The 19,955-nt window shown below is 42.3% G+C and carries 19 protein-coding genes and 1 other RNA gene; 8 read left to right on the forward strand and 12 right to left on the reverse strand.

Going from position 1 to position 19,955, the window contains the following annotated elements; genetic code table 11:
- Window position 1: 1 nt before the first annotated feature.
- Window positions 2-601 carry a two-component system response regulator DesR gene (gene desR / locus bslm_RS10020; protein WP_004399356.1) on the forward strand — a complete coding sequence of 200 codons (600 nt, stop codon included), beginning with the start codon at window positions 2-4 and terminating at the stop codon, window positions 599-601.
- Window positions 602-1,210: 609 nt separating this feature from the next.
- Here desR and bslm_RS10025 read toward each other — a convergent pair.
- The 6 genes from bslm_RS10025 to bslm_RS10050 form a co-directional block, all read right to left on the reverse strand.
- A complete protein-coding gene (locus bslm_RS10025; RefSeq protein ID WP_003231267.1) occupies window positions 1,211-2,074 on the reverse strand; it encodes a LysM peptidoglycan-binding and 3D domain-containing protein in 864 nt (287 codons plus the stop codon).
- Window positions 2,075-2,321: 247 nt separating this feature from the next.
- Window positions 2,322-4,097, reverse strand: coding sequence for a DNA helicase RecQ (gene recQ / locus bslm_RS10030; protein ID WP_004399229.1), 1,776 nt, complete (start codon window positions 4,095-4,097; stop codon window positions 2,322-2,324).
- A 141-nt stretch (window positions 4,098-4,238) separates the two neighbouring features.
- Window positions 4,239-4,425, reverse strand: a non-coding RNA gene (gene ssrS / locus bslm_RS20710) — 6S RNA.
- 236 nt (window positions 4,426-4,661) lie between these two features.
- Complete coding sequence (gene azoJ, locus bslm_RS10040; protein WP_003231260.1) at window positions 4,662-5,288, reverse strand: FMN-dependent NADH-azoreductase AzoJ; 627 nt, start codon at window positions 5,286-5,288, stop codon at window positions 4,662-4,664.
- Between the two features lie 150 nt (window positions 5,289-5,438).
- Entirely contained in the window at window positions 5,439-5,930 is a 492-nt protein-coding gene (locus tag bslm_RS10045; protein ID WP_003231259.1) for a TraR/DksA family transcriptional regulator, read from the reverse strand.
- A gap of 74 nt (window positions 5,931-6,004) precedes the next feature.
- On the reverse strand, window positions 6,005-6,337 hold the full coding sequence (locus bslm_RS10050) for a hypothetical protein (RefSeq protein ID WP_003231257.1): 333 nt from the start codon (window positions 6,335-6,337) through the stop codon (window positions 6,005-6,007).
- Window positions 6,338-6,414: 77 nt separating this feature from the next.
- On the opposite strand from bslm_RS10050, the gene bslm_RS10055 reads away from it, so the two are divergent.
- Entirely contained in the window at window positions 6,415-6,642 is a 228-nt protein-coding gene (locus bslm_RS10055; protein ID WP_004399329.1) for a hypothetical protein, read from the forward strand.
- On the opposite strand, the gene yocM is transcribed toward bslm_RS10055, so the two are convergent.
- Window positions 6,629-7,105: a salt stress-responsive protein YocM gene (gene yocM, locus bslm_RS10060; protein WP_003231255.1), complete on the reverse strand. Its 477-nt coding sequence runs from the start codon at window positions 7,103-7,105 to the stop codon at window positions 6,629-6,631. The two genes, bslm_RS10055 and yocM, sit on opposite strands and share 14 nt — an antisense overlap.
- Window positions 7,106-7,171: 66 nt before the next feature.
- On the opposite strand from yocM, the gene bslm_RS10065 reads away from it, so the two are divergent.
- Together bslm_RS10065 and bslm_RS10070 are read left to right on the forward strand one after the other, a co-directional pair.
- The gene (locus tag bslm_RS10065) at window positions 7,172-7,435 is read left to right on the forward strand and encodes a hypothetical protein (RefSeq protein WP_004399338.1); all 264 of its coding nucleotides are present in this window, start codon (window positions 7,172-7,174) and stop codon (window positions 7,433-7,435) included.
- Window positions 7,436-7,439: 4 nt separating this feature from the next.
- Entirely contained in the window at window positions 7,440-7,673 is a 234-nt protein-coding gene (locus bslm_RS10070) for a hypothetical protein (protein WP_003231251.1), read from the forward strand.
- Window positions 7,674-7,758: 85 nt separating this feature from the next.
- Here the strand turns inward: bslm_RS10070 and bslm_RS10075 are convergent, their stop codons facing one another.
- Both bslm_RS10075 and bslm_RS10080 read right to left on the reverse strand, forming a co-directional pair.
- Window positions 7,759-8,103, reverse strand: coding sequence for a PH domain-containing protein (locus bslm_RS10075; RefSeq protein ID WP_003220141.1), 345 nt, complete (start codon window positions 8,101-8,103; stop codon window positions 7,759-7,761).
- 356 nt (window positions 8,104-8,459) lie between these two features.
- Window positions 8,460-8,663, reverse strand: a complete 204-nt coding sequence (locus bslm_RS10080) for a DUF6501 family protein (protein WP_003231245.1) — start codon at window positions 8,661-8,663, stop codon at window positions 8,460-8,462.
- A gap of 229 nt (window positions 8,664-8,892) precedes the next feature.
- Here bslm_RS10080 and dhaS point away from each other — a divergent pair, with 229 nt between their 5' ends.
- The 3 genes from dhaS to bslm_RS10095 all read left to right on the forward strand — a co-directional run bounded on the left by dhaS (window position 8,893) and on the right by bslm_RS10095 (window position 13,214).
- Window positions 8,893-10,380: an aldehyde dehydrogenase DhaS gene (dhaS, locus tag bslm_RS10085; RefSeq protein ID WP_004399332.1), complete on the forward strand. Its 1,488-nt coding sequence runs from the start codon at window positions 8,893-8,895 to the stop codon at window positions 10,378-10,380.
- A gap of 100 nt (window positions 10,381-10,480) precedes the next feature.
- Window positions 10,481-12,379, forward strand: coding sequence for a sporulenol synthase (gene sqhC / locus bslm_RS10090; RefSeq protein ID WP_019712209.1), 1,899 nt, complete (start codon window positions 10,481-10,483; stop codon window positions 12,377-12,379).
- The gene (locus tag bslm_RS10095) at window positions 12,369-13,214 is read left to right on the forward strand and encodes a superoxide dismutase (protein WP_019712210.1); all 846 of its coding nucleotides are present in this window, start codon (window positions 12,369-12,371) and stop codon (window positions 13,212-13,214) included. Before sqhC ends, bslm_RS10095 begins: the two co-directional genes overlap by 11 nt.
- Before the next feature lie 32 nt (window positions 13,215-13,246).
- On the opposite strand, the gene bslm_RS10100 is transcribed toward bslm_RS10095, so the two are convergent.
- Window positions 13,247-14,584: a sodium-dependent transporter gene (locus tag bslm_RS10100; protein WP_019712211.1), complete on the reverse strand. Its 1,338-nt coding sequence runs from the start codon at window positions 14,582-14,584 to the stop codon at window positions 13,247-13,249.
- A 218-nt stretch (window positions 14,585-14,802) separates the two neighbouring features.
- On the opposite strand from bslm_RS10100, the gene bslm_RS10105 reads away from it, so the two are divergent.
- Window positions 14,803-15,768, forward strand: a complete 966-nt coding sequence (locus bslm_RS10105; protein ID WP_019712212.1) for a bile acid:sodium symporter family protein — start codon at window positions 14,803-14,805, stop codon at window positions 15,766-15,768.
- A 49-nt stretch (window positions 15,769-15,817) separates the two neighbouring features.
- Here bslm_RS10105 and odhB read toward each other — a convergent pair whose 3' ends face one another.
- Window positions 15,818-17,071 carry a 2-oxoglutarate dehydrogenase complex dihydrolipoyllysine-residue succinyltransferase gene (odhB, locus tag bslm_RS10110; protein WP_003231234.1) on the reverse strand — a complete coding sequence of 418 codons (1,254 nt, stop codon included), beginning with the start codon at window positions 17,069-17,071 and terminating at the stop codon, window positions 15,818-15,820.
- Window positions 17,072-17,086: 15 nt separating this feature from the next.
- Entirely contained in the window at window positions 17,087-19,921 is a 2,835-nt protein-coding gene (gene sucA / locus bslm_RS10115; RefSeq protein WP_038429134.1) for a 2-oxoglutarate dehydrogenase E1 component, read from the reverse strand.
- Window positions 19,922-19,955: the final 34 nt, after the last annotated feature.

Genomic DNA, 19,955 nt, shown 5'->3' on the forward strand with positions numbered 1-19,955 from the left:
TATGATTAGTATATTTATTGCAGAAGATCAGCAAATGCTGCTGGGCGCTTTAGGATCACTTTTAAACCTAGAAGACGATATGGAAGTCGTAGGCAAAGGTACAACCGGCCAAGATGCTGTTGATTTTGTCAAAAAACGCCAGCCTGATGTATGTATTATGGACATTGAAATGCCCGGAAAAACAGGGCTTGAAGCTGCTGAGGAGCTAAAAGATACAGGCTGCAAAATTATCATCTTAACCACCTTCGCCAGACCCGGTTACTTTCAGAGAGCTATTAAAGCTGGCGTTAAAGGCTATTTGTTAAAAGACAGTCCTAGTGAAGAGCTGGCCAACGCCATCCGTAGCGTCATGAATGGAAAACGCATCTATGCACCTGAGCTGATGGAGGACTTATACAGCGAAGCTAACCCTCTTACAGATAGAGAAAAAGAAGTGCTTGAACTTGTGGCTGACGGTAAAAACACAAAAGAAATCGCTCAGGAACTCAGCATCAAAAGCGGGACGGTGCGGAATTATATCTCAATGATTCTAGAAAAGCTTGAAGTGAAAAATCGAATTGAAGCCATTACCCGGTCAAAGGAAAAAGGCTGGTTTAAATAAAAAAGGATCTTGGCATCTGCCAGGATCCTTTTTGTTAACCTGAAATTCCAGTTTGAGAACCTCGCCGCAACCAGAATTAAATTGATCGATATCCTCGCTCCTATACCCGCTGAACGATTGCTTGGTTAACAGCCCAATAAAAGACTGGATTGAATGATATCCCTGTTAAAATGGTCGGCCATTGCACATCAGCAGAATTTCTGATATTGATTATTTTGTATTTTCAGTATGACAAAGTTGTGCCACTTCGCTCCCGAAGCTGCCATGCCTAACTGCAAGAGCCTAATATCACAATAAAAAACCGTCTGAAATCAATCCGATTCCGTTCCGTAAATGGCATCTGCTACATCCAACTGCTTATTATCTGCCAAAAAAGATACAACACCAGCTCGTTTCGCTGATCAAAGATAGTAACAACCAGCTATAAATGTCATGATGCCGAATGTCTCTGTAATGTGGAACCAATCTTTTAACCCGAGATCCCCTGAATCGCACATAACGAGAAAAACGGGACCACTTTCTTTTATCAGCATATGATATAAACAGCTCTAAGCAGAACAAAAAAAGACACAAGCCAAAAGCTCATGTCTTTTATCACAATCTATATTATTAGTTTAAGACTTTAACACTTACAGTTTTGACGCCCCAATTAGAAGCATCACTTTTACTTGGTACAAATACGTCGATTTTATTTCCTTTAATAGCGCCGCCAGTGTCTGCTGCTGTTGCTTCCCCGTAGCCTTCAACATAGACTTTAGAACCTAGCGGAATTACATTAGGATCAACCGCAATAACTTTCGCATTCGGGTTCTTATTTAAGTCAATGCCTGTAGCTGTAACGCCGGAAATGCCGCCGTCGTTAGCAGTGTAAGCAGTAGCAGTAACTGTTAGTTCTTTTGAAGCTTCTTGATTATTTGTATTTGATTGAACAGCCTTCTCCTCTGTGTTAACAGAAGTTTCTGCCTCAGCCTTTGTTTCTTGTTTAGGTTGCTGTTGTACAGCTTCTTGTTTAGGTTGCTCTTTTTGCACAGCCTCTTGTTTTGGCGCAGCTTGAGGTGCGTTTGTTTGCGCATTCTCAGTAGCTGTGTTTGCTGCTGTTGCCTGACCTTTTACTGAAAGAGTTGATCCAGCATAGATCATGTCAGAGCTTAAGTTATTCCAAACTTTCAGGTTGTTGACTGTCGTGCCGAATTTTTGAGCAATCTTAGAAAGCGTATCTCCCGCTTTAATTGTATATTGCCCAGTCGTGGTTGTTTCTTCTGAAGAAATGGTCAGTTTTTCTCCTGCAATGATTTTATCAGAAGTTAACTTGTTCCATTCTTTTAAGTCCTTTAGGTTCACTCCATTTTTCTGAGAGATTCCCCAGAGCGTATCACCCTTTTGCACCGTAATTTCTTTTGCAGAAGCGTGAGCTCCGAATGCAGTTGTTGAAAGTGCAGCAACTGCCACAAAGGACATAATCGTCTTCTTCATAAGTAAATCCTCCCTTGTTAGCTTTTTATTGGCGGCTAACAGGTGATATCGTAACACACGTAAATGTCAAATCAATAACAAAAAGATATGATTTAGATTACAGTTCCTTTACATGAAGGATTTCTCTCTGATGGAAAGACTTGCTGAACCCTTGATATAATAGGCTTCGCAGGTCTTTTTATTTTGAGGCGAAACAGAGAAAATAAAATGTGTTTTTTATAGAAAAAAAGATTGTTTTTCTGTTTTTTTAGTCTGTCATCCTTGCATAAGCCTGTATTTCTTGTAAAAAAAGCCGGCCGTATTTTGCTCTTTTTTGTTCTCCGACTCCTTTTATAGACAAAAGTTCATCATCATTTACGGGCTGTTTTCCTGACATTTCTTTTAACGTTTGGTCAGAGAAAACAACAAATGGCGGAACACCCTGCTCAGCCGCAATTTCTTTCCGAACCATGCGCAATCGTTCAAATAGCTCGTCATTTTCAGTAATCGCTGCCGCTTTTAACGCTTCTTTTCTCGCTACTGATAATTCTCCTTTCAGCACATTCCTTCCTTTACTGCTGACAAAAAGAGTCGGAAACGTTCCGTCTGACATCCTGATGAAGTCGTCAGAAATAAGAAATTCGATAAAATCACTGATTTCGCCAACGGATTGGTGTTTTAATATCCCGTATGTTGAAAGGTCGGAAAAGCCGTTTTCAAGAACTTTTTTATTTTTGGAGCCGGCAAGCACCTGGGCAACCATCGTCTTGCCAAACCGTTCTTTCATGCGAATGATACAAGATAAGACCATTTGCGCCTCCCGCGTCACGTCATGGGCCGCTCTTGTATCGGTACAGTTTCCGCACTGTCCGCACGCATCAGGCTCCTTTTCTCCGAAATACATAAGGATAAAACGCTGCAGACAATCTTCCGTATGACAGTAGTCGACCATTTGTCTCAGCTTTTTTAAATCCTGCTTTTGTTTCTCTTCATGTTCTGATTGCTCAATTAAGAAGCGCTGCACCATAATATCCTGCGGTGAAAACAGGAGAACACATTCACTGGCAAGACCGTCCCGTCCAGCTCGTCCTGCCTCTTGATAATAGCTTTCCATATCTTTCGGGATTTGTGCATGCAGAACAAATCTGATATTTGATTTATCAATACCCATTCCAAAAGCAGAGGTTGCCACCATCACTTGAAGCTCATCATTAAGAAATCTTTCCTGCTGCTCTTTTCTCACATCATCAGCCAAACCTCCATGATACCGGCCTGCCCTGACCTGATTTCGTTTCAATCTCTCATATATCCGATCAGCTTCTTTTCTGGTCGCTGTATAGACAATTCCTGCTTCATGCCTGTTGTTTTGCACATATTCGTCTATAAACCGATCTTTATTTTCTCCTTTTACTACTTTAAAGGTTAAATTCTCTCGGGAAAATCCGGTATATACCGTGTTTTCTTTTTGAATATGCAGCTGTTTGCAAATATCATCATGAACCTCGGGTGTGGCTGTTGCTGTTAACGCCATGATGACAGGCTTGTCGTGTAATTCACGGAACAAGATTTCAATATTCCTGTAGCTTGGCCTGAAATCATGGCCCCATTGAGAAATACAATGCGCCTCGTCTATTGCGACCAAAGGAACATCTATGCCCTGCAAAATCCGGATAAACTCTATGGACGTTAGTCGCTCTGGTGTAATGTAAAAAAGCTTATAAGCCCCTTCTTTGAGTCCGTTCAGCCTCTCATATATTTCCTGATTGGATTGTGTGCTGTTAATGTAGGCGGCGTTAATCCCCGCTTCTTCTAACGCATCAACTTGATCCTTCATCAAGGAAATCAACGGTGAAATGACGATCGTCGTCCCTTCAAACATTAATGCCGGAATCTGATAGCAAATCGATTTGCCGCCTCCCGTCGGCATAATGCAGGCCGTATTTTGCCTCGCTTCCGTCACCAAGCGGATCGCTTCATCTTGGCCGCTCCGAAACTTCTCATAACCAAAATAATGAGCCAGAAGGGATTGGGCTCTATGTAACATAACGTGTAAACCTCGCTTTTCCTTGAATTTCTCCCATCATATCATAAAAAAGCGGCCTTCATTTCTTTCACACAAAAATGGAATATTCACTATACCAAACCTTTTTAGATAAAATAAAAAGCCATTTCCGAAAAGGAAATGGCTTTCGCTACGTCTTGCCGTATGCAAGTAAGAAAGTTTTAAACCACCACTCCTCAAAGTGGGTGTTTGCAGAAACGTTCCTGTCGTCCTCTGCAATGGAGGCATGACATTCCGGCTTCGATATAAAACTCCCTATTACAGCTTAAAGGTTAAAACTTAATTAACAATACGCACAAAGTAGCTTCTTTAATATAGTACACCATCAGGCGCTTTTAATCAAGAGGTCAGAACAATTGTTTAGAAAAACTTTTTCCAGTGAATAAAACTGTTTTTTCTCCAAAATACCTGACAATTCGACAAACAAAAAATATATTACAATAAAAAAAATAGCCTTTATTGCTAAAAGCGAATGATTATTTTCTTCTATATTAATGTGTATATACAAAAAGACTCCTATTTGTAACGATAGGAGTCTTGGCTTTATTAGAATTTTGCAGCAAGATCTTTTGCTTCTTGTAAACCTTTTTCAACGATTTCTTGCGCTTGATCAGGTGCTGCGTTATGTCCTTCGATGACAACTGTGTGCAAGTCTTGAACACCCCAGAAACCAAGAACTGTTTTCATGAAGTTTAATGACATTTCAAGTGCAGCCATTGGTCCTTCTGAGTAGACACCGCCGCGAGCGTTAAGAAGCGCAACTTTTTTGCCGCCCATTAAACCGACTGGTCCTTCTTGTGTGTATTTGAATGTAACGCCTGCGCGAGACAGATAATCAACATAAGTATGAAGCACTGCTGGCACTGTGAAGTTCCAAAGCGGGAATGCGAAAACAACTTTGTCAGCTTTTACAAACTGGTTCAGATATTTGTCAGCAATTGCTGCTTGTTTTTTCTCATCTTCTGTCATTTCCATTCCTTGACCTGCTTTAAATGTTCCGTTAATCATATCTCTGCCAAGGTAAGGAAGGTTTTCCTTATGAAGATCTAATTCAACCACTTCATCATTAGGGTTGTTTTCTTTATAAGCAGCTAAGAAAGCTTCGTAAAGTTTAGTTGAAACGCCTTCTTCAGCTGTACGGTCGCTTGATTTTACAAATAAAACTGTAGACATTTGTATTCCTCCCGGTAAACTTTTTATATTTACTTACAAATAGTATGTTACTTTCTTTTTTACGTAAAGTCAATCACTTTATTTTGAATATGAGATTTTTTTTCAAAAAAAAGCAAGTACATCTAATATCGGTGTACTTGCTTGGCATTTTTACTTCGAATCTTGTTCACGATCCAAGATTTCATACGTCTGCGAGCTTTTTTGATCAATTGTTTCTTTGTTGGATAAGTCTTTTACCTGTTCATGAAACTCTCTTTCATAAGAAGGAGCATCTGTCTCCAGATCATCCTCCACATCAGCTTGGGCCTCAACTGTCATTCTTGCATAAGGAACAGCTTCAAGTCTTTCGTAAGGAATCTCTTGGCCGGTTTTTTCACACACGCCATAAGTTCCGTCTTTCATCTTTTGTAATGCACGGTTGACCTCCTCTAACAGCTCCCGGTCAATCTCTTTCACTGTTTGGTCTGTCATCCGGTCTGTGACGAGCGTCCCGTGGTCTGCCATATGGTTGTCAACCCCATTGGAAAGCTCCCCCACTTCTTCCGTCATTGATTCTGTTTCCTTTTTCTCGCCAGACAATTCTTTTTGCATATCGAGCAATTTATGATAGAGATGCTGTGTTTGTTCTTTTGTCAGTGCCATGTATATCCTCTCCTTTCTATCCTGTTTCCCGTTTTGCCTTCTGTCAAACATGGAAACATCGATGGAAAGATGAGCTACTGCCTTTTTGAACGGATCGTGACCGCTGGCGTCGATGGTGCTTCGGGTTTTCGTTGGCACTTTTTGTCCTTCTCTTCTGGCGGTATATAATAGGTTGCGCCTATATTTAATCTGCCGCTCAGTTCATCAATGGTCAGCTCGCCGAATTCAAGATGATAGTCAACTTTTTCGACATTCAGCGTTTCAATATGTATATAGGTTTCTTCAGACTCTTGTTTGCTGCTTTGTTTTTGTTTCTCAATCACTGAGAGTCTTTCTTCACATTCACGCAGTTTGTCAAGTTCTGGTTTCAAGCAATGCCTGATCAGCGACCGGAACATTTTTTTCATGACATCACGACCCTTTGCATACTCCTCTTTCGTCTACATATATAATGAGGTATATCCCATAGAAAGGAGAGGTTTTCATGCTTCCGACTAACATCAATATTTCTCATCTCAAGACTAACTCGATAGGCACCGGCTCATCCCTTACCTTTGGTTCTGCGGAGTTAAGGAACAGGTGCTCTGCTATCAAAAGAAATAACGGTTTTGGGGAACAAAATGCAGATGGTATTGTTATGGTCATTCCGATTGAATCAATTGATGACCGTGATGTGTCAGATGCACTCAGTATGAAAATCAATCATCAATAACAATGGTTTTCGCTTGACCTTCGTCTTTTTGAATAGTGATGTATAGGATTCCGTCTTTAAAAATGGCATTCATCTTTCCATGAAGATGATCGGAAAGCGGAATTTTCTTTTCAAAACTTCCGTATTTCCCTTCTTTTTGGCGAAAGTCCTGTTCATTAAAATAGGAAAAGCGCTGCCCCTTCACCACTAAATAATCTCCGTACGATAATATGTGAACGTCTTGTTTACGGTAGCCTGGAAGATAAATTAAAAACTGCACTTCCGCAACGGTATCTACAATATCCATGCTCGGAAATGAAGCATCTCCTTTCCCTCGCTGATCTTGCTGCGCAAACGGAAACGGAGATTGGCCATTTGTCATAAAAGGGGTTTTTTGGTCTTCATCAAATACCTGTTTCCAAAAGTCACCGCCGTACATCTGCTGTGCGAATTCCATCCACTGCTTCATCTTTTCGAAATCCATTTGAAGCCCCCTGTCTTAACATACTTTATAACCGCCAGCATACAACTATAGAAAGGAGGTTTGCCTGTGGTTCAACCAACTCCGTATATCAATATTAATATTTTCATGCTGAAAATTAATTCCTTTGAAAATGCTTCAGCGGTTAACGTAGGACAAAATTTATTGGCAGAATGGCAAAATTCAGATAAAAAAAATCAAGGCTACGGACAGAATTTTGGAGATGCGAGCGGATTTATGGGCACGAGAAGCCATGTGGATGACAGAGACCAAATTGATTCTCCGGCCTCTTTTGAAAGTGAAGCGGTTAACTCCTCAATCAAAAGGAAGTGATGAGATGTTCTTTTCACCCTCCGTCGTAAATGTCGGCGGATTTAAAATCAATACGATGGATCGAGGTTCCTCTTTAACACTCGGTCCGTATCAGCAGGTCGATTACTTTTTATCAGCTAAAATAAATCAAGGGTTTGGAGAAGAAAATGGCGACTTTACTCCTCTTGTCGTGCCGATTTCAAATGTATTAGATGCAGATCTTGTTGATTCGAACTCAGCGAAAAACAGTGTGGTGTAATAAGAACAGGGCGCACATGCCCTGTTCTTGTTTTTATATATAAAAAAAGCCTAACCATTTTTTGAACGGCTGGCTCATCAAATATTCAGCTGCACAAATGCTTTGTCAGCACCGCCTGAACCTCGCTTAAATCGGTGTCTTTCGCAAATTCTAATTCGAAAGTTTTGCTTCTTGTCATCAATAAAAGCCCAGTGTCCGGATCAAACATTCCCGCTTCTTGGATGGCAAAGCTTTCAATTGTTTTATATGGAAGAAATACACGAACCTTCTTTTTAGAAAACATTTTATTGTCAAAGAAAATGATCCGCTTATTTGTAAAGCAAATTTGGTCCACTCGGAGCTTATAAATCGATTCTATTCTTTCCCCTTCAACGAGCAAAGCCTCAAGCTTCTTTGCGTCCGTTGATCTGCTAACAGAAAAAATACCCAATGAAGAACCCCTCTTTCTGCATTTATCTATTTGTTTTATCATTCACTACATAAAAATAAGTCCTTTATCCCTATATAAGAATACGACATAGAAGACATTTAAACCATTACGAACAGATTACATTTTTCAAATTTTTGATTTGTTTTTTGGCTTTTAAGCTGTTGTCATCAAGTAATACGCACATATAGAGAAAAAAGTTTCAATATTCAGCAATGTTTTTATAAAAAAGTGGTTTTTAATGATTTTTTTAATTTTGTTTTATATTTCCTGTTTTAACCACAAAAAAACCGCAGCTGAGCTGCGGTTTTATGTATCGACTGCTTTTAACAAAATCTGTTTGATGCTTCAAGGAAGCATTACATCTCTTCGAAGTATTCTTTATAATAGCCGCCGACTTTATTCGTATTGTCGACCACAAAGAGAAACTCCTCTGTTTCATTTTTTACTTCATATTCTTTTCCCGGCGTTAAAACGCGGTTTACGATATATTTTTTTGCGTTTGTCTGCACACACTTTACTTTTTTAATGGTTTCTTTTTCAAGCCAATTTTTATGAATCATGATGAAATCTCCTTTTCTTATCTATAAGCTTATTGTAGCTTTTTTCTTTTGTAAATTGCAATATCGGTTATTCATTGATTTTGCCTTGATTTCTATTATAGAATGTTTGTATACGCTTACGTTTGAAGCAACTATCACAGCTTATTTCTGCTATTCAATCCAGGAATCAATGTGCTATCACCAAGAATCTCAGAACAGACCATAAAAAATGACTGGAGGTTTGTTACGGATGAGTTCTTTAACGATGCAAGTGACGAAAAGGCTGGAGACATTTTTACAGGGAACAAAGAAGCTTTATATTGACGGAAAGTTTGTTCCGAGTGCCTCAGGGGCAACCTTTGACACTCCAAACCCGGCGACCGGCGAAACCTTGATGACGCTGTATGAAGCCCAGGCTGCGGATGTGGACAAAGCTGTTAAAGCTGCCCGGAAAGCCTTTGACCAAGGTGAATGGAGAACAATGTCTCCAGCTTCGAGAAGCAGACTGATGTATAAGCTGGCAGACTTAATGGAAGAGCATAAAACTGAGCTTGCTCAGCTTGAAACACTTGATAATGGGAAACCGATCAATGAAACGACTAATGGAGATATTCCGCTGGCTATTGAGCATATGCGCTATTACGCCGGCTGGTGTACAAAAATAACAGGACAGACGATTCCGGTTTCCGGCGCTTATTTTAATTATACGCGTCATGAGCCTGTCGGTGTCGTCGGCCAGATCATTCCATGGAATTTCCCGCTCCTGATGGCGATGTGGAAAATGGGCGCGGCACTTGCAACAGGCTGTACAATCGTCCTCAAACCGGCTGAACAAACACCGCTTTCAGCTCTTTATTTGGCAGAATTAATTGACCAAGCCGGTTTCCCTGCCGGTGTAATCAACATCATCCCAGGATTCGGTGAAGATGCGGGAGAAGCGCTGACGAACCACGAAGCGGTTGATAAAATTGCCTTTACCGGTTCCACTGAAATCGGAAAGAAAATCATGTCCACCGCAGCGAAAAGCATTAAGCGTGTGACATTGGAGCTGGGCGGAAAATCGCCTAATATTCTTCTGCCGGATGCGAATTTAAAAAAAGCCATCCCGGGCGCTTTAAACGGTGTGATGTTTAACCAGGGCCAAGTCTGCTGTGCGGGCTCACGTGTCTTCATTCATAAAGACCAATATGATGAAGTTGTTGATGAAATGGCATCCTATGCTGAGTCACTCCGCCAAGGAGCGGGACTTCATAAAGATACTCAAATCGGGCCTCTCGTAAGCAAGGAACAGCATGAGCGCGTTCTTTCCTATATTCAAAAAGGAAAAGATGAAGGAGCAAAAGCAGTGACCGGCGGAAGCTGTCCTTTTGAAGCAGGATATTTTGTCGCACCGACTGTGTTTGCGAATGTTGAAGACGAAATGACCATCGCAAAAGAAGAAATTTTCGGACCCGTGCTGACTGCAATTCCGTACGAAACAGTCGATGAAGTTATTGAACGGGCAAACCATTCAGAATATGGGCTTGCAGCCGGACTATGGACAGAGAACGTCAAGCAGGCTCACTATATCGCGGACCGACTTCAAGCCGGAACCGTTTGGGTCAACTGCTATAATGTGTTTGACGCGGCGTCTCCATTTGGCGGTTATAAACAGTCAGGACTCGGACGAGAAATGGGATCATATGCCTTGGATAATTACACAGAAGTCAAAAGTGTATGGGTAAACCTTGAAGACTAACATGTATGTTTAAAAAACTGCTGCCTGCCAGCAGTTTTTTTCTTTCTGTAATGGCAGTAAAAGACGCTGAATATATATGCTTCTGAAGGAGTTGAGCGTGATGGGCACACTTCAGGAGAAAGTGAGGCGTTTTCAAAAGAAAACCATTACCGAGTTAAGAGACAGGCAAAATGCTGATGGTTCATGGACATTTTGCTTTGAAGGACCAATCATGACAAATTCCTTTTTTATTTTGCTCCTTACCTCACTAGATGAAGGCGAAAATGAAAAAGAACTGATATCATCCCTTGCAGCCGGCATTCATGCAAAACAGCAGCCAGACGGCACATTTATCAACTATCCCGATGAAACGCGCGGAAATCTAACGGCTACCGTCCAAGGATATGTCGGGATGCTGGCTTCAGGATGTTTTCACAGAACTGAGCCGCACATGAAGAAAGCTGAACAATTTATCATCTCACATGGCGGTTTGAGACATGTTCATTTTATGACAAAATGGATGCTTGCCGCGAACGGGCTTTATCCTTGGCCTGCTTTGTATTTACCATTATCACTCATGGCGCTCCCCCCAACATTGCCGATTCATTTCTATCAGTTCAGCTCATATGCCCGTATTCATTTTGCTCCTATGGCTGTAACACTCAATCAGCGATTTGTCCTTATTAACCGCAATATTTCATCTCTTCACCATCTCGATCCGCACATGACAAAAAATCCTTTCACTTGGCTTCGGTCTGATGCTTTCGAAGAAAGAGATCTCACGTCTATTTTGTTACATTGGAAACGCGTTTTTCATGCACCATTTGCTTTTCAGCAGCTGGGCCTACAGACAGCTAAAACGTATATGCTGGACCGGATTGAAAAAGATGGAACATTATACAGCTATGCGAGCGCAACCATATATATGGTTTACAGCCTTCTGTCACTTGGTGTGTCACGCTATTCTCCTATTATCAGGAGGGCGATTACCGGCATTAAATCACTGGTGACTAAATGCAACGGGATTCCTTATCTGGAAAACTCTACTTCAACTGTTTGGGATACAGCTTTAATAAGCTATGCCCTTCAAAAAAATGGTGTGACCGAAACGGATGGCTCTGTTACAAAAGCAGCCGACTTTTTGCTAGAACGCCAGCATACCAAAATAGCAGATTGGTCTGTCAAAAATCCAAATTCAGTTCCTGGCGGCTGGGGGTTTTCAAACATTAATACAAATAACCCTGACTGTGACGACACTACAGCCGTTTTAAAGGCGATTCCCCGCAATCATTCTCCTGCAGCATGGGAGCGGGGGGTATCTTGGCTTTTATCGATGCAAAACAATGACGGCGGATTTTCTGCTTTCGAAAAAAATGTGAACCATCCACTGATCCGCCTTCTGCCGCTTGAATCCGCCGAGGACGCTGCAGTTGACCCTTCAACCGCCGACCTCACCGGACGTGTACTGCACTTTTTAGGCGAGAAAGTTGGCTTCACAGAAAAACATCAACATATTCAACGCGCAGTGAAGTGGCTTTTCGAACATCAGGAACAAAATGGGTCTTGGTACGGCAGATGGGGTGTTTGCTACATTTACGGCACTTGGGCTGCTCTTACTGGTATGCATGCATGCGGGGTTGACCGAAAGCATCTCGGTATACAAAAGGCTCTGCGTTGGCTCAAATCCATACAAAATAATGACGGAAGCTGGGGAGAATCCTGCAAAAGCGCCGAAATCAAAACATATGTACCGCTTCATAGAGGAACCATTGTACAAACGGCCTGGGCTTTAGACGCTTTGCTCACATATGAAAATTCCGAACACCCGTCAGTTGTGAAAGGCATGCAATACCTTACCGACAGCAATTCGCATAGCTTCGATAGCCTCGCGTATCCAGCAGGGATCGGATTGCCGAAGCAATTTTATATTCGCTATCACAGTTATCCATATGTATTCTCTTTGCTGGCTGTCGGGAAGTATTTAGATTCTATTGAAAAGGAGACAGCAAATGAAACGTGAATCTTATCAAGCGGAGATGTTCAATTGGTGTGAAGCCCTGAAAGATCAGATTCAAAAGCGAGGTCAGCTTGACCAGTTTGAAGATCAAATCGACAAGATGATTGAGGCTCTGGAAGATGACCAAACAACAGAAGAAGATTGGTATAAACAGGCCGCTGCCCTTTATCGGGATATAACAGAATCAGATGATACAAGTGAAAGACGCGCTTATGTCCCTATAGGGAAACACGTGCTGCCAAAGCTTCCCTACAAATACTCCGCCTTAGAACCTTATATTTCACGCGATATTATGGTCCTTCATCATACAAAACATCATCAAAGCTATGTCGATGGCCTGAACAAAGCAGAATCAGAGCTTAAAAAAGCGAGAGCGACAAAGAATTATGACTTAATCACTCATTGGGAAAGAGAGCTTGCGTTCCATGGAGCAGGCCATTATTTGCATAGTATTTTTTGGTTTTCTATGCATCCAAACGGAAAACGGCGTCCTACAGGGGCATTGTTCCAAATGATAGACCTTTCATTTGGAAGCTATTCCGCTTTTAAAGAACATTTTACCCAAGCCGCTAAAAAAGTGGAAGGCGTCGGCTGGGCCATTCTGGTCTGGGCACCTCGATCAGGACGGCTGGAGATTTTAACGGCAGAAAAACACCAGCTCTTAAGCCAATGGGATGTAATCCCCCTTTTACCGCTTGACGTATGGGAGCATGCCTACTATTTGCAATACAAAAATGACCGGGCCAGCTATGTCGATCACTGGTGGAATGTCGTGGATTGGCGCGAGGCTGAAAAACGTTTTGAGCAGGCAAAAGAAGTCGTTTGGAAGCTCTATTAAAAAAAGCCCCCTTTCCCCGGGGGCTCCGTGTTTTAAAAAATCCCTACCACATGCAAAAACACGATGATGATGGCAACAGGAGATAGATATCGAATGAGCAGCAGCCAAACCGCAAACCACTTTCGTTTGAGATTGGAACCGCTTTTCAGCTCGTCAAACAAATCCTGTTTCGGTATTTTAAGCGGGACAAAAATCGAAATCAGTAACGCACCTAACGGCATTAAAATATTGCTCACAAGATAGTCGGCCGCATCAAAAATAGACAGATGAAATATAGTGACGTCACTTAAGACACCGTATGATAATGCAGACGGCACACCGACAATAAAAATAGCAATTCCGCCTAACCAAGCGAATCGTTTTCTCTTATTGACATCGCCTTTCGAAAGTACTGCGACCAAAATTTCCAGCATTGAAAAAGCAGATGTCAATGCAGCAAATAAAAATAGAAGTAAAAATGCTAATAAAAAGATAATTCCGAACGGCATTTGATTAAACACAGTCGGCAGCACGTTAAATAACAGAACCGGGCCTTGGTCTGGTTTGAGGCCGAATGAAAAGACAGCTGGAAAAATCGCAATTCCGGCCATTACAGCAACAAGCATGTTCATAACAGTTACAGATACAGCGGACTGTACCAGATTTTCCTGTTTCTCTAAATAAGCGCTATACGTTACCATGACAGATACACCGACACTTAATAAGAAAAAGGATTGTCCCATTGCATATAAAATGGTATTGGCATCAATTGCAGTTAAATCAGGCATCAGGAAAAATTTAATTCCTTCCATCGCGCCATCAAGTGTAACCGAACGCACCATTAAAATGATGAATAATAGAAAAAGCGCTGGCATTAATACTTGGCTTGCTTTTTCAATTCCGCTGCTTACCCCTTTTGCAACAACTAAAATTGTTACCACCATAAAGAGCAGCTGGCCTCCTACAGCCAAATAAGGATTTGAAATGGTACTTGCAAATATCGTATCAAAACCAGATGTTTGCGATAAACCGCCAGTGAAGCCTTTTATAATATAAATTAAAATCCATCCGCCTACGACACTGTAGAAAGATAGAAGAATAAAGCACGTCACCATGCCTAAATAACCGATCCAATGCCACTTCGTTCCTGGAGCAAGTGTTTTATAGGACTGAACGGCATCTTTCTGTGTTCTTCTGCCTATGATGAATTCACCTAACAATAAAGGCAGTCCGATTAAAACCGTAAATAAAATAAAAATAAGTAAAAATGCGCCTCCGCCGCTGGTTCCGGCAACATATGGGAATTTCCATATCGCACCAAGCCCGATAGCTGATCCTGCCGCGGCTAAAATAAAGCCGAGCTTCGAAGACCATTGATTTGATTCCTTCACCGTATCACTCCTATTTGATCTAACCATTATAAAGGTTCATTGTAAGAATATCTTCCTATATAGTCAAGAACATTTTGATTAGTTTACATCATATATCTATAGACATCTGCCAAAAACTAATATTGAATTATTCAGAAAATTATTTATAATAAGAGAATGTTATGAAATTTGTAAGAATTTCTGCTGAAGTTCTTGATAAGTGTGTTAGGAGTGTTTTTATGGACATCATTAGAAAAATAAGTCATTTTGCAGGACAAACCTTTGGCATATGGGTCATTGTTTTTGCAGTGCTGGGATTTTCTTTCCCATCTTTATTTACGTGGATCAGTTCTTATATTACGATTTTTCTTGGCATTATCATGTTTGGGATGGGCCTTACACTGCAAGCCGATGATTTCAAAGAGCTGGTCAGAAAGCCTTGGCAAGTTATTATTGGAGTAATAGCTCAGTATACGATCATGCCGCTCGTTGCTTTCGGCCTCGCATTTGGGCTGCATCTTCCAGCTGAAATCGCAGTTGGTGTTATTCTTGTCGGCTGCTGTCCCGGGGGAACTGCATCTAATGTTATGACATTCTTAGCAAAAGGAAATACTGCCCTTTCTGTTGCGGTTACAACCATTTCTACCTTATTGGCACCTGTTGTAACACCGTTGTTGATTATGCTGTTTGCCAAAGAATGGCTTCCTGTCTCGCCGGGGTCTTTGTTTATCTCAATCTTACAGGCGGTTTTATTTCCGATCATTGCAGGTCTGATTGTCAAAATGTTTTTCAGAAAACAAGTGGCAAAAGCCGTACATGCCCTTCCGCTTGTTTCTGTCATTGGCATCGTTGCGATTGTCTCAGCTGTCGTCAGCGGCAATCGGGAAAATCTGCTTCAATCGGGGTTGCTCATTTTTTCAGTTGTTATCCTGCATAACGGTATCGGTTATTTACTTGGGTTTCTTTGTGCAAAGCTTTTAAAAATGGATTACCCGTCTCAAAAAGCGATCGCAATCGAAGTCGGCATGCAAAACTCCGGACTTGGGGCTGCACTTGCCACGGCTCATTTCTCACCGCTATCTGCCGTACCAAGCGCAATATTCAGTGTGTGGCATAACCTTTCAGGTTCTATGCTTGCAACATATTGGTCAAAAAAAGTGAAAAAGAAACAAGCTGGATCCAAAAGCACCAATCTATCACTTTAAATATGCATCAAAAAAGGTACATCACTTTATCGTGATGTACCCTTTTTTATTATCCTTCTAATAAAAGCTGTTCAGGATCTTCCAGTAATTTTTTGATTGTCACGAGGAAACCAACCGCTTCTTTACCGTCTACAATTCGGTGATCATAAGATAAAGCGATATACATCATCGGACGGTTTTCGAAACGCTCTTCATCAATGGCTACAGGGCGCAGCTGAATCTTATGCATGCCCAGTATACCGACTTGCGGGCTGTTTAAAATTGGAGTTGACATCAATGAACCGAAAGTCCCTCCGTTTGTAATCGTGAAGGAGCCTCCCTGAAGCTCGCTAAGGGTTAATTTATTGTTTCTTGCTTTTTTCGCAAGCTCGCCGATCTCTTTTTCGATTCCTGCAAATGTCAGGCGATCCGCATCCCGCACAACCGGAACGACAAGACCTTCATCAGCAGCAACAGCGATTCCGATATCATAGAATTTCTTAACGATCAACTCATCGCCCTGAATTTCCGCATTCAACAGCGGATATTTTTTCAATGCAGCCACGACCGCTTTCGTGAAGAAAGACATAAAGCCGAGCTTCACTTCGTTTTGCTCAAAGAATTGATCTTTGCGGCGTTTTCTGAGATTCATAACAGCCGTCATGTCCACTTCATTAAATGTAGTCAGCATCGCCGATGTTTGCTGCACCTCTACAAGGCGTTTTGCAATCGTTTGTCTGCGGCGTGACATTTTTTGCACTTCGACAGGTTTATCAAAGCTTTGCTGTGCTTTTGGAGCCTGAGGCTGCTGCTTTTGCTGAGGAGCCGGTTTTGATGCCGGTTTTTCGTACGCTTCGACATCCTGCTTGCGCACTCTTCCAAGCGGATCTCCAGTTGGAACTTGAGACAGGTCAATTCCTTTTTCTCTCGCCAGCTTACGGGCCGACGGAGAAGCGATCGTTCTTGATTTTGCTTCAGATTGTGCTTCCTCGCTCACCTCTTGTGCAGCTGGTTCAGCCTGTTTCTCTTCTTTTACGCTTTCCTTGCTTTCTGCTTTCTCTGTAGGAGCAGGGGCAGAACTTTCACCCGCGCCTTCTGAAATCGTACCGATAATTTCTCCGACCTGGACGGTATCACCCGAATCTTTCAATACCTCTTGAAGTACACCCGATTCTTCTGCTGTCAATTCAACATTCACTTTATCCGTTTCTAGTTCAAGCAGATATTCACCCTGTTCTACATAGTCACCAGGCTGCTTTAACCATTGGGCTATTGTTCCTTCTGAGATTGATTCTGCTAATTCAGGTACCTTAATTTCCGCCATTTTTTCATTTCCCCCTTAGTTTTTGCGAGTCAAGCTATCAGATACAATACGTTCCTGTTCTTTTTTATGAACTGTCGGATCTCCCTCTGCAGGGCTGGATCGTCTTCTGCGTCCAATATATTGAACGCTTACTCCCTCTGGTGCAATCTCTGTCAAATACGGGCTGATATAACCCCAAGCCCCCATGTTCTGCGGCTCTTCCTGCACCCAAACGATTTCTTTCAGGTTCGGAAGTTTTGCAAATAATTCTTTGACTCCTTTTGCCGGGAATGGATACAGCTGTTCGATTCTCGCAATGTGAACCCACTCTTTACCGTCTTCTAACTTATTAAAATGATCGCTAATGTCTATAGACACTTTACCGCTGGATAATACAAGTCTGGTTACTTTTTCATAGTCATGAGAAAGTCCCGACTGTTCATAAACAGGCTGGAAGCGGCTTTCGCTGAGCTCCTGCACTTCCGACACCGTATTTGGGTTGCGAAGAAGGCTCTTCGGCGTCATAATGACGAGCGGTCTGATTTCTTCACGAAGCAGCATTTTAGCCTGTCTTCTTAAAATATGGAAATACTGTGCTGCGCTTGTCAGGTTGGCAACCGTCCAGTTATTTTCCGCTGCAAGCTGCAGGAATCGCTCGATTCTTCCGCTTGAGTGCTCAGGCCCCTGTCCCTCGTAACCGTGCGGAAGCAGCATGACTAATCCGGATTTTTGGCCCCATTTCGCGCGTCCGGCAGAAATAAATTGGTCAAAATACACTTGAGCTGCGTTGGCAAAATCTCCGTACTGTGCTTCCCACAAAACAAGCGTTTCCGGTGAATGCACGTTATAGCCGTATTCAAAACCGAGAACCGATCCTTCAGACAGCGGGCTGTTATGAACAGCAAATGATGTGCTGCAGTCAGATAAGTGATGAAGCGGCACAAATTCTTTGCCCGTCTCACTGTCATGAAGCACAAGGTTTCTTTGGGCGAACGTTCCGCGCTCGGAATCCTGTCCTGTTAAACGAATCGGTGTTCCGTCTTTCAAAATTGAAGCAAACGCGAGTGATTCTGCCAAAGACCATTCCACTTTTCTATCATCATCGAACGCCTTGGCGCGTCTTTCTAAAATGCGTTTTAGCTTGCCGAAAACATTAAATGACTCCGGCCAGTTGATCAATTCGCCATTCAGCTTGCGGAGCACATCAAAATCAATCGAAGTGTCCACATCTGGGAAACCGTTTGATACAGGCTCTGGAAGTTCAATTTCACAGGCAGTGTGTTCCTTTTTAGACGGAACTTTCTGATATGCATCCTCAATGCGCTTCGTTACCGATTTTTCGATGTTTTGAACGACTTCCTCGGTAAGCACGCCTTCTTTTACCAGCTTTTCAGCGAAAATTTGTTTGACGGTCGGATGCTTTCTGACAGCATCATACAGCATTGGCTGAGTGGTTGACGGTTCATCCATTTCGTTGTGTCCATAGCGTCTGTACCCGATCAAATCAATCAGAAAATCCTTGTTGAATGTTTTTCGGTATTCGACCGCAAACTTAACAGCTGAAAGACAAGCTTCAGGATCGTCCGCATTCACGTGAACAATCGGAATTTCATAACCCTTGGCCAGGTCGCTGGCATATTTTGTCGATCTGGATTCAGCGCTTTCTGTTGTGAATCCGATCATGTTATTGGCGATAATATGAATCGCACCGCCTACTTGATACCCTTTTAAAGAGCTTAAATTCAATGTTTCAGCTACAATTCCTTCCCCAGGGAATGCAGCGTCTCCATGGATTAAAATGGCAAGCGATTTTGTTTCATCTTGTACCGGGTACCCGCTTTGTGTTCGCGTTTCCTGTGCTGCTCTTGTGCTGCCTTCAACAATCGGATTGATAAATTCCAAGTGGCTCGGGTTGTTCGCTAACGTAATGCGCGCTGATTTTGTTTCAGCGTCTTGAAGCTCCCGATTCGCCCCCAAATGGTATTTGACATCCCCTGTCCATCCGTAGCTGATCCCAATTGATCCCTCAGACGGGACAAGATCTTTATTCGGCGCATGCTGGAATTCAGAGAAGATGATTTCATACGGTTTGCCGAGCACATGTGCCAAGACATTCAGGCGTCCCCTGTGCGCCATCCCGATGTTGACACTTGTCGTGCCTGATTTGACAGATTGTGCAATAATGTCATCAAGCACTGGAACAAGAGCGTCCAGACCCTCAATGGAAAAGCGCTTCTGCCCGACGAATGTGCGGTGTAAAAACTGCTCAAATCCCTCTACTTCTGTCAGTCTTTCCAGCACAGCCGACAGCTTTTCAGCTGAGTTCTTCTGGAACAGCTCGCCAGATTCAATCTTTCTTGTCAGCCACTCGCGCTCTTTGAAGTCATGCACATGGTCAAATTCAAAAGAGATGGTTCTTTTATACGTATTTCGTAAATACTGAATGGCTTCTAAACCGTTCGTAATGTTTTTAGGAGCGTCTTTGCAGATGACAGACGCAGGTATTGCTTTTATTTCCTCTTCTGTTAGCCCGTAATCGGATAATGGAAAAAGTTCGCTCTTTTTCTCATCCTTTCTGAGCGGATTGACGGAAGCGTTCAAATGGCCATAGGTTCGGATATCTTCTGCAAGTCTGACTGCGGATGCGATCTTTTGAATCAGATCGGCTGTAACACGTCCCTTTTCTTTTGTTCCCGAGGCCTCTTTTATATCGCTTGGCGGAGCACCGAGCTCGTCGAACATTTCCTTCAAATCCGGGTCAATGCTGTTCGGATCCTGGGTATACTGATCGTAAAGCTCCAGCGCATAGCCGAGGTTCGGACCGTAAAAATCTTCCCAATTCATTCGTTGTTTCATACTATTTTGAAACATTTGAATATTACCCCCAACTTAAATAATCAAGTGA

The organism is Bacillus sp. LM 4-2, from assembly GCF_000978495.1.
In the GTDB taxonomy this organism is placed as follows: domain Bacteria; phylum Bacillota; class Bacilli; order Bacillales; family Bacillaceae; genus Bacillus; species Bacillus subtilis.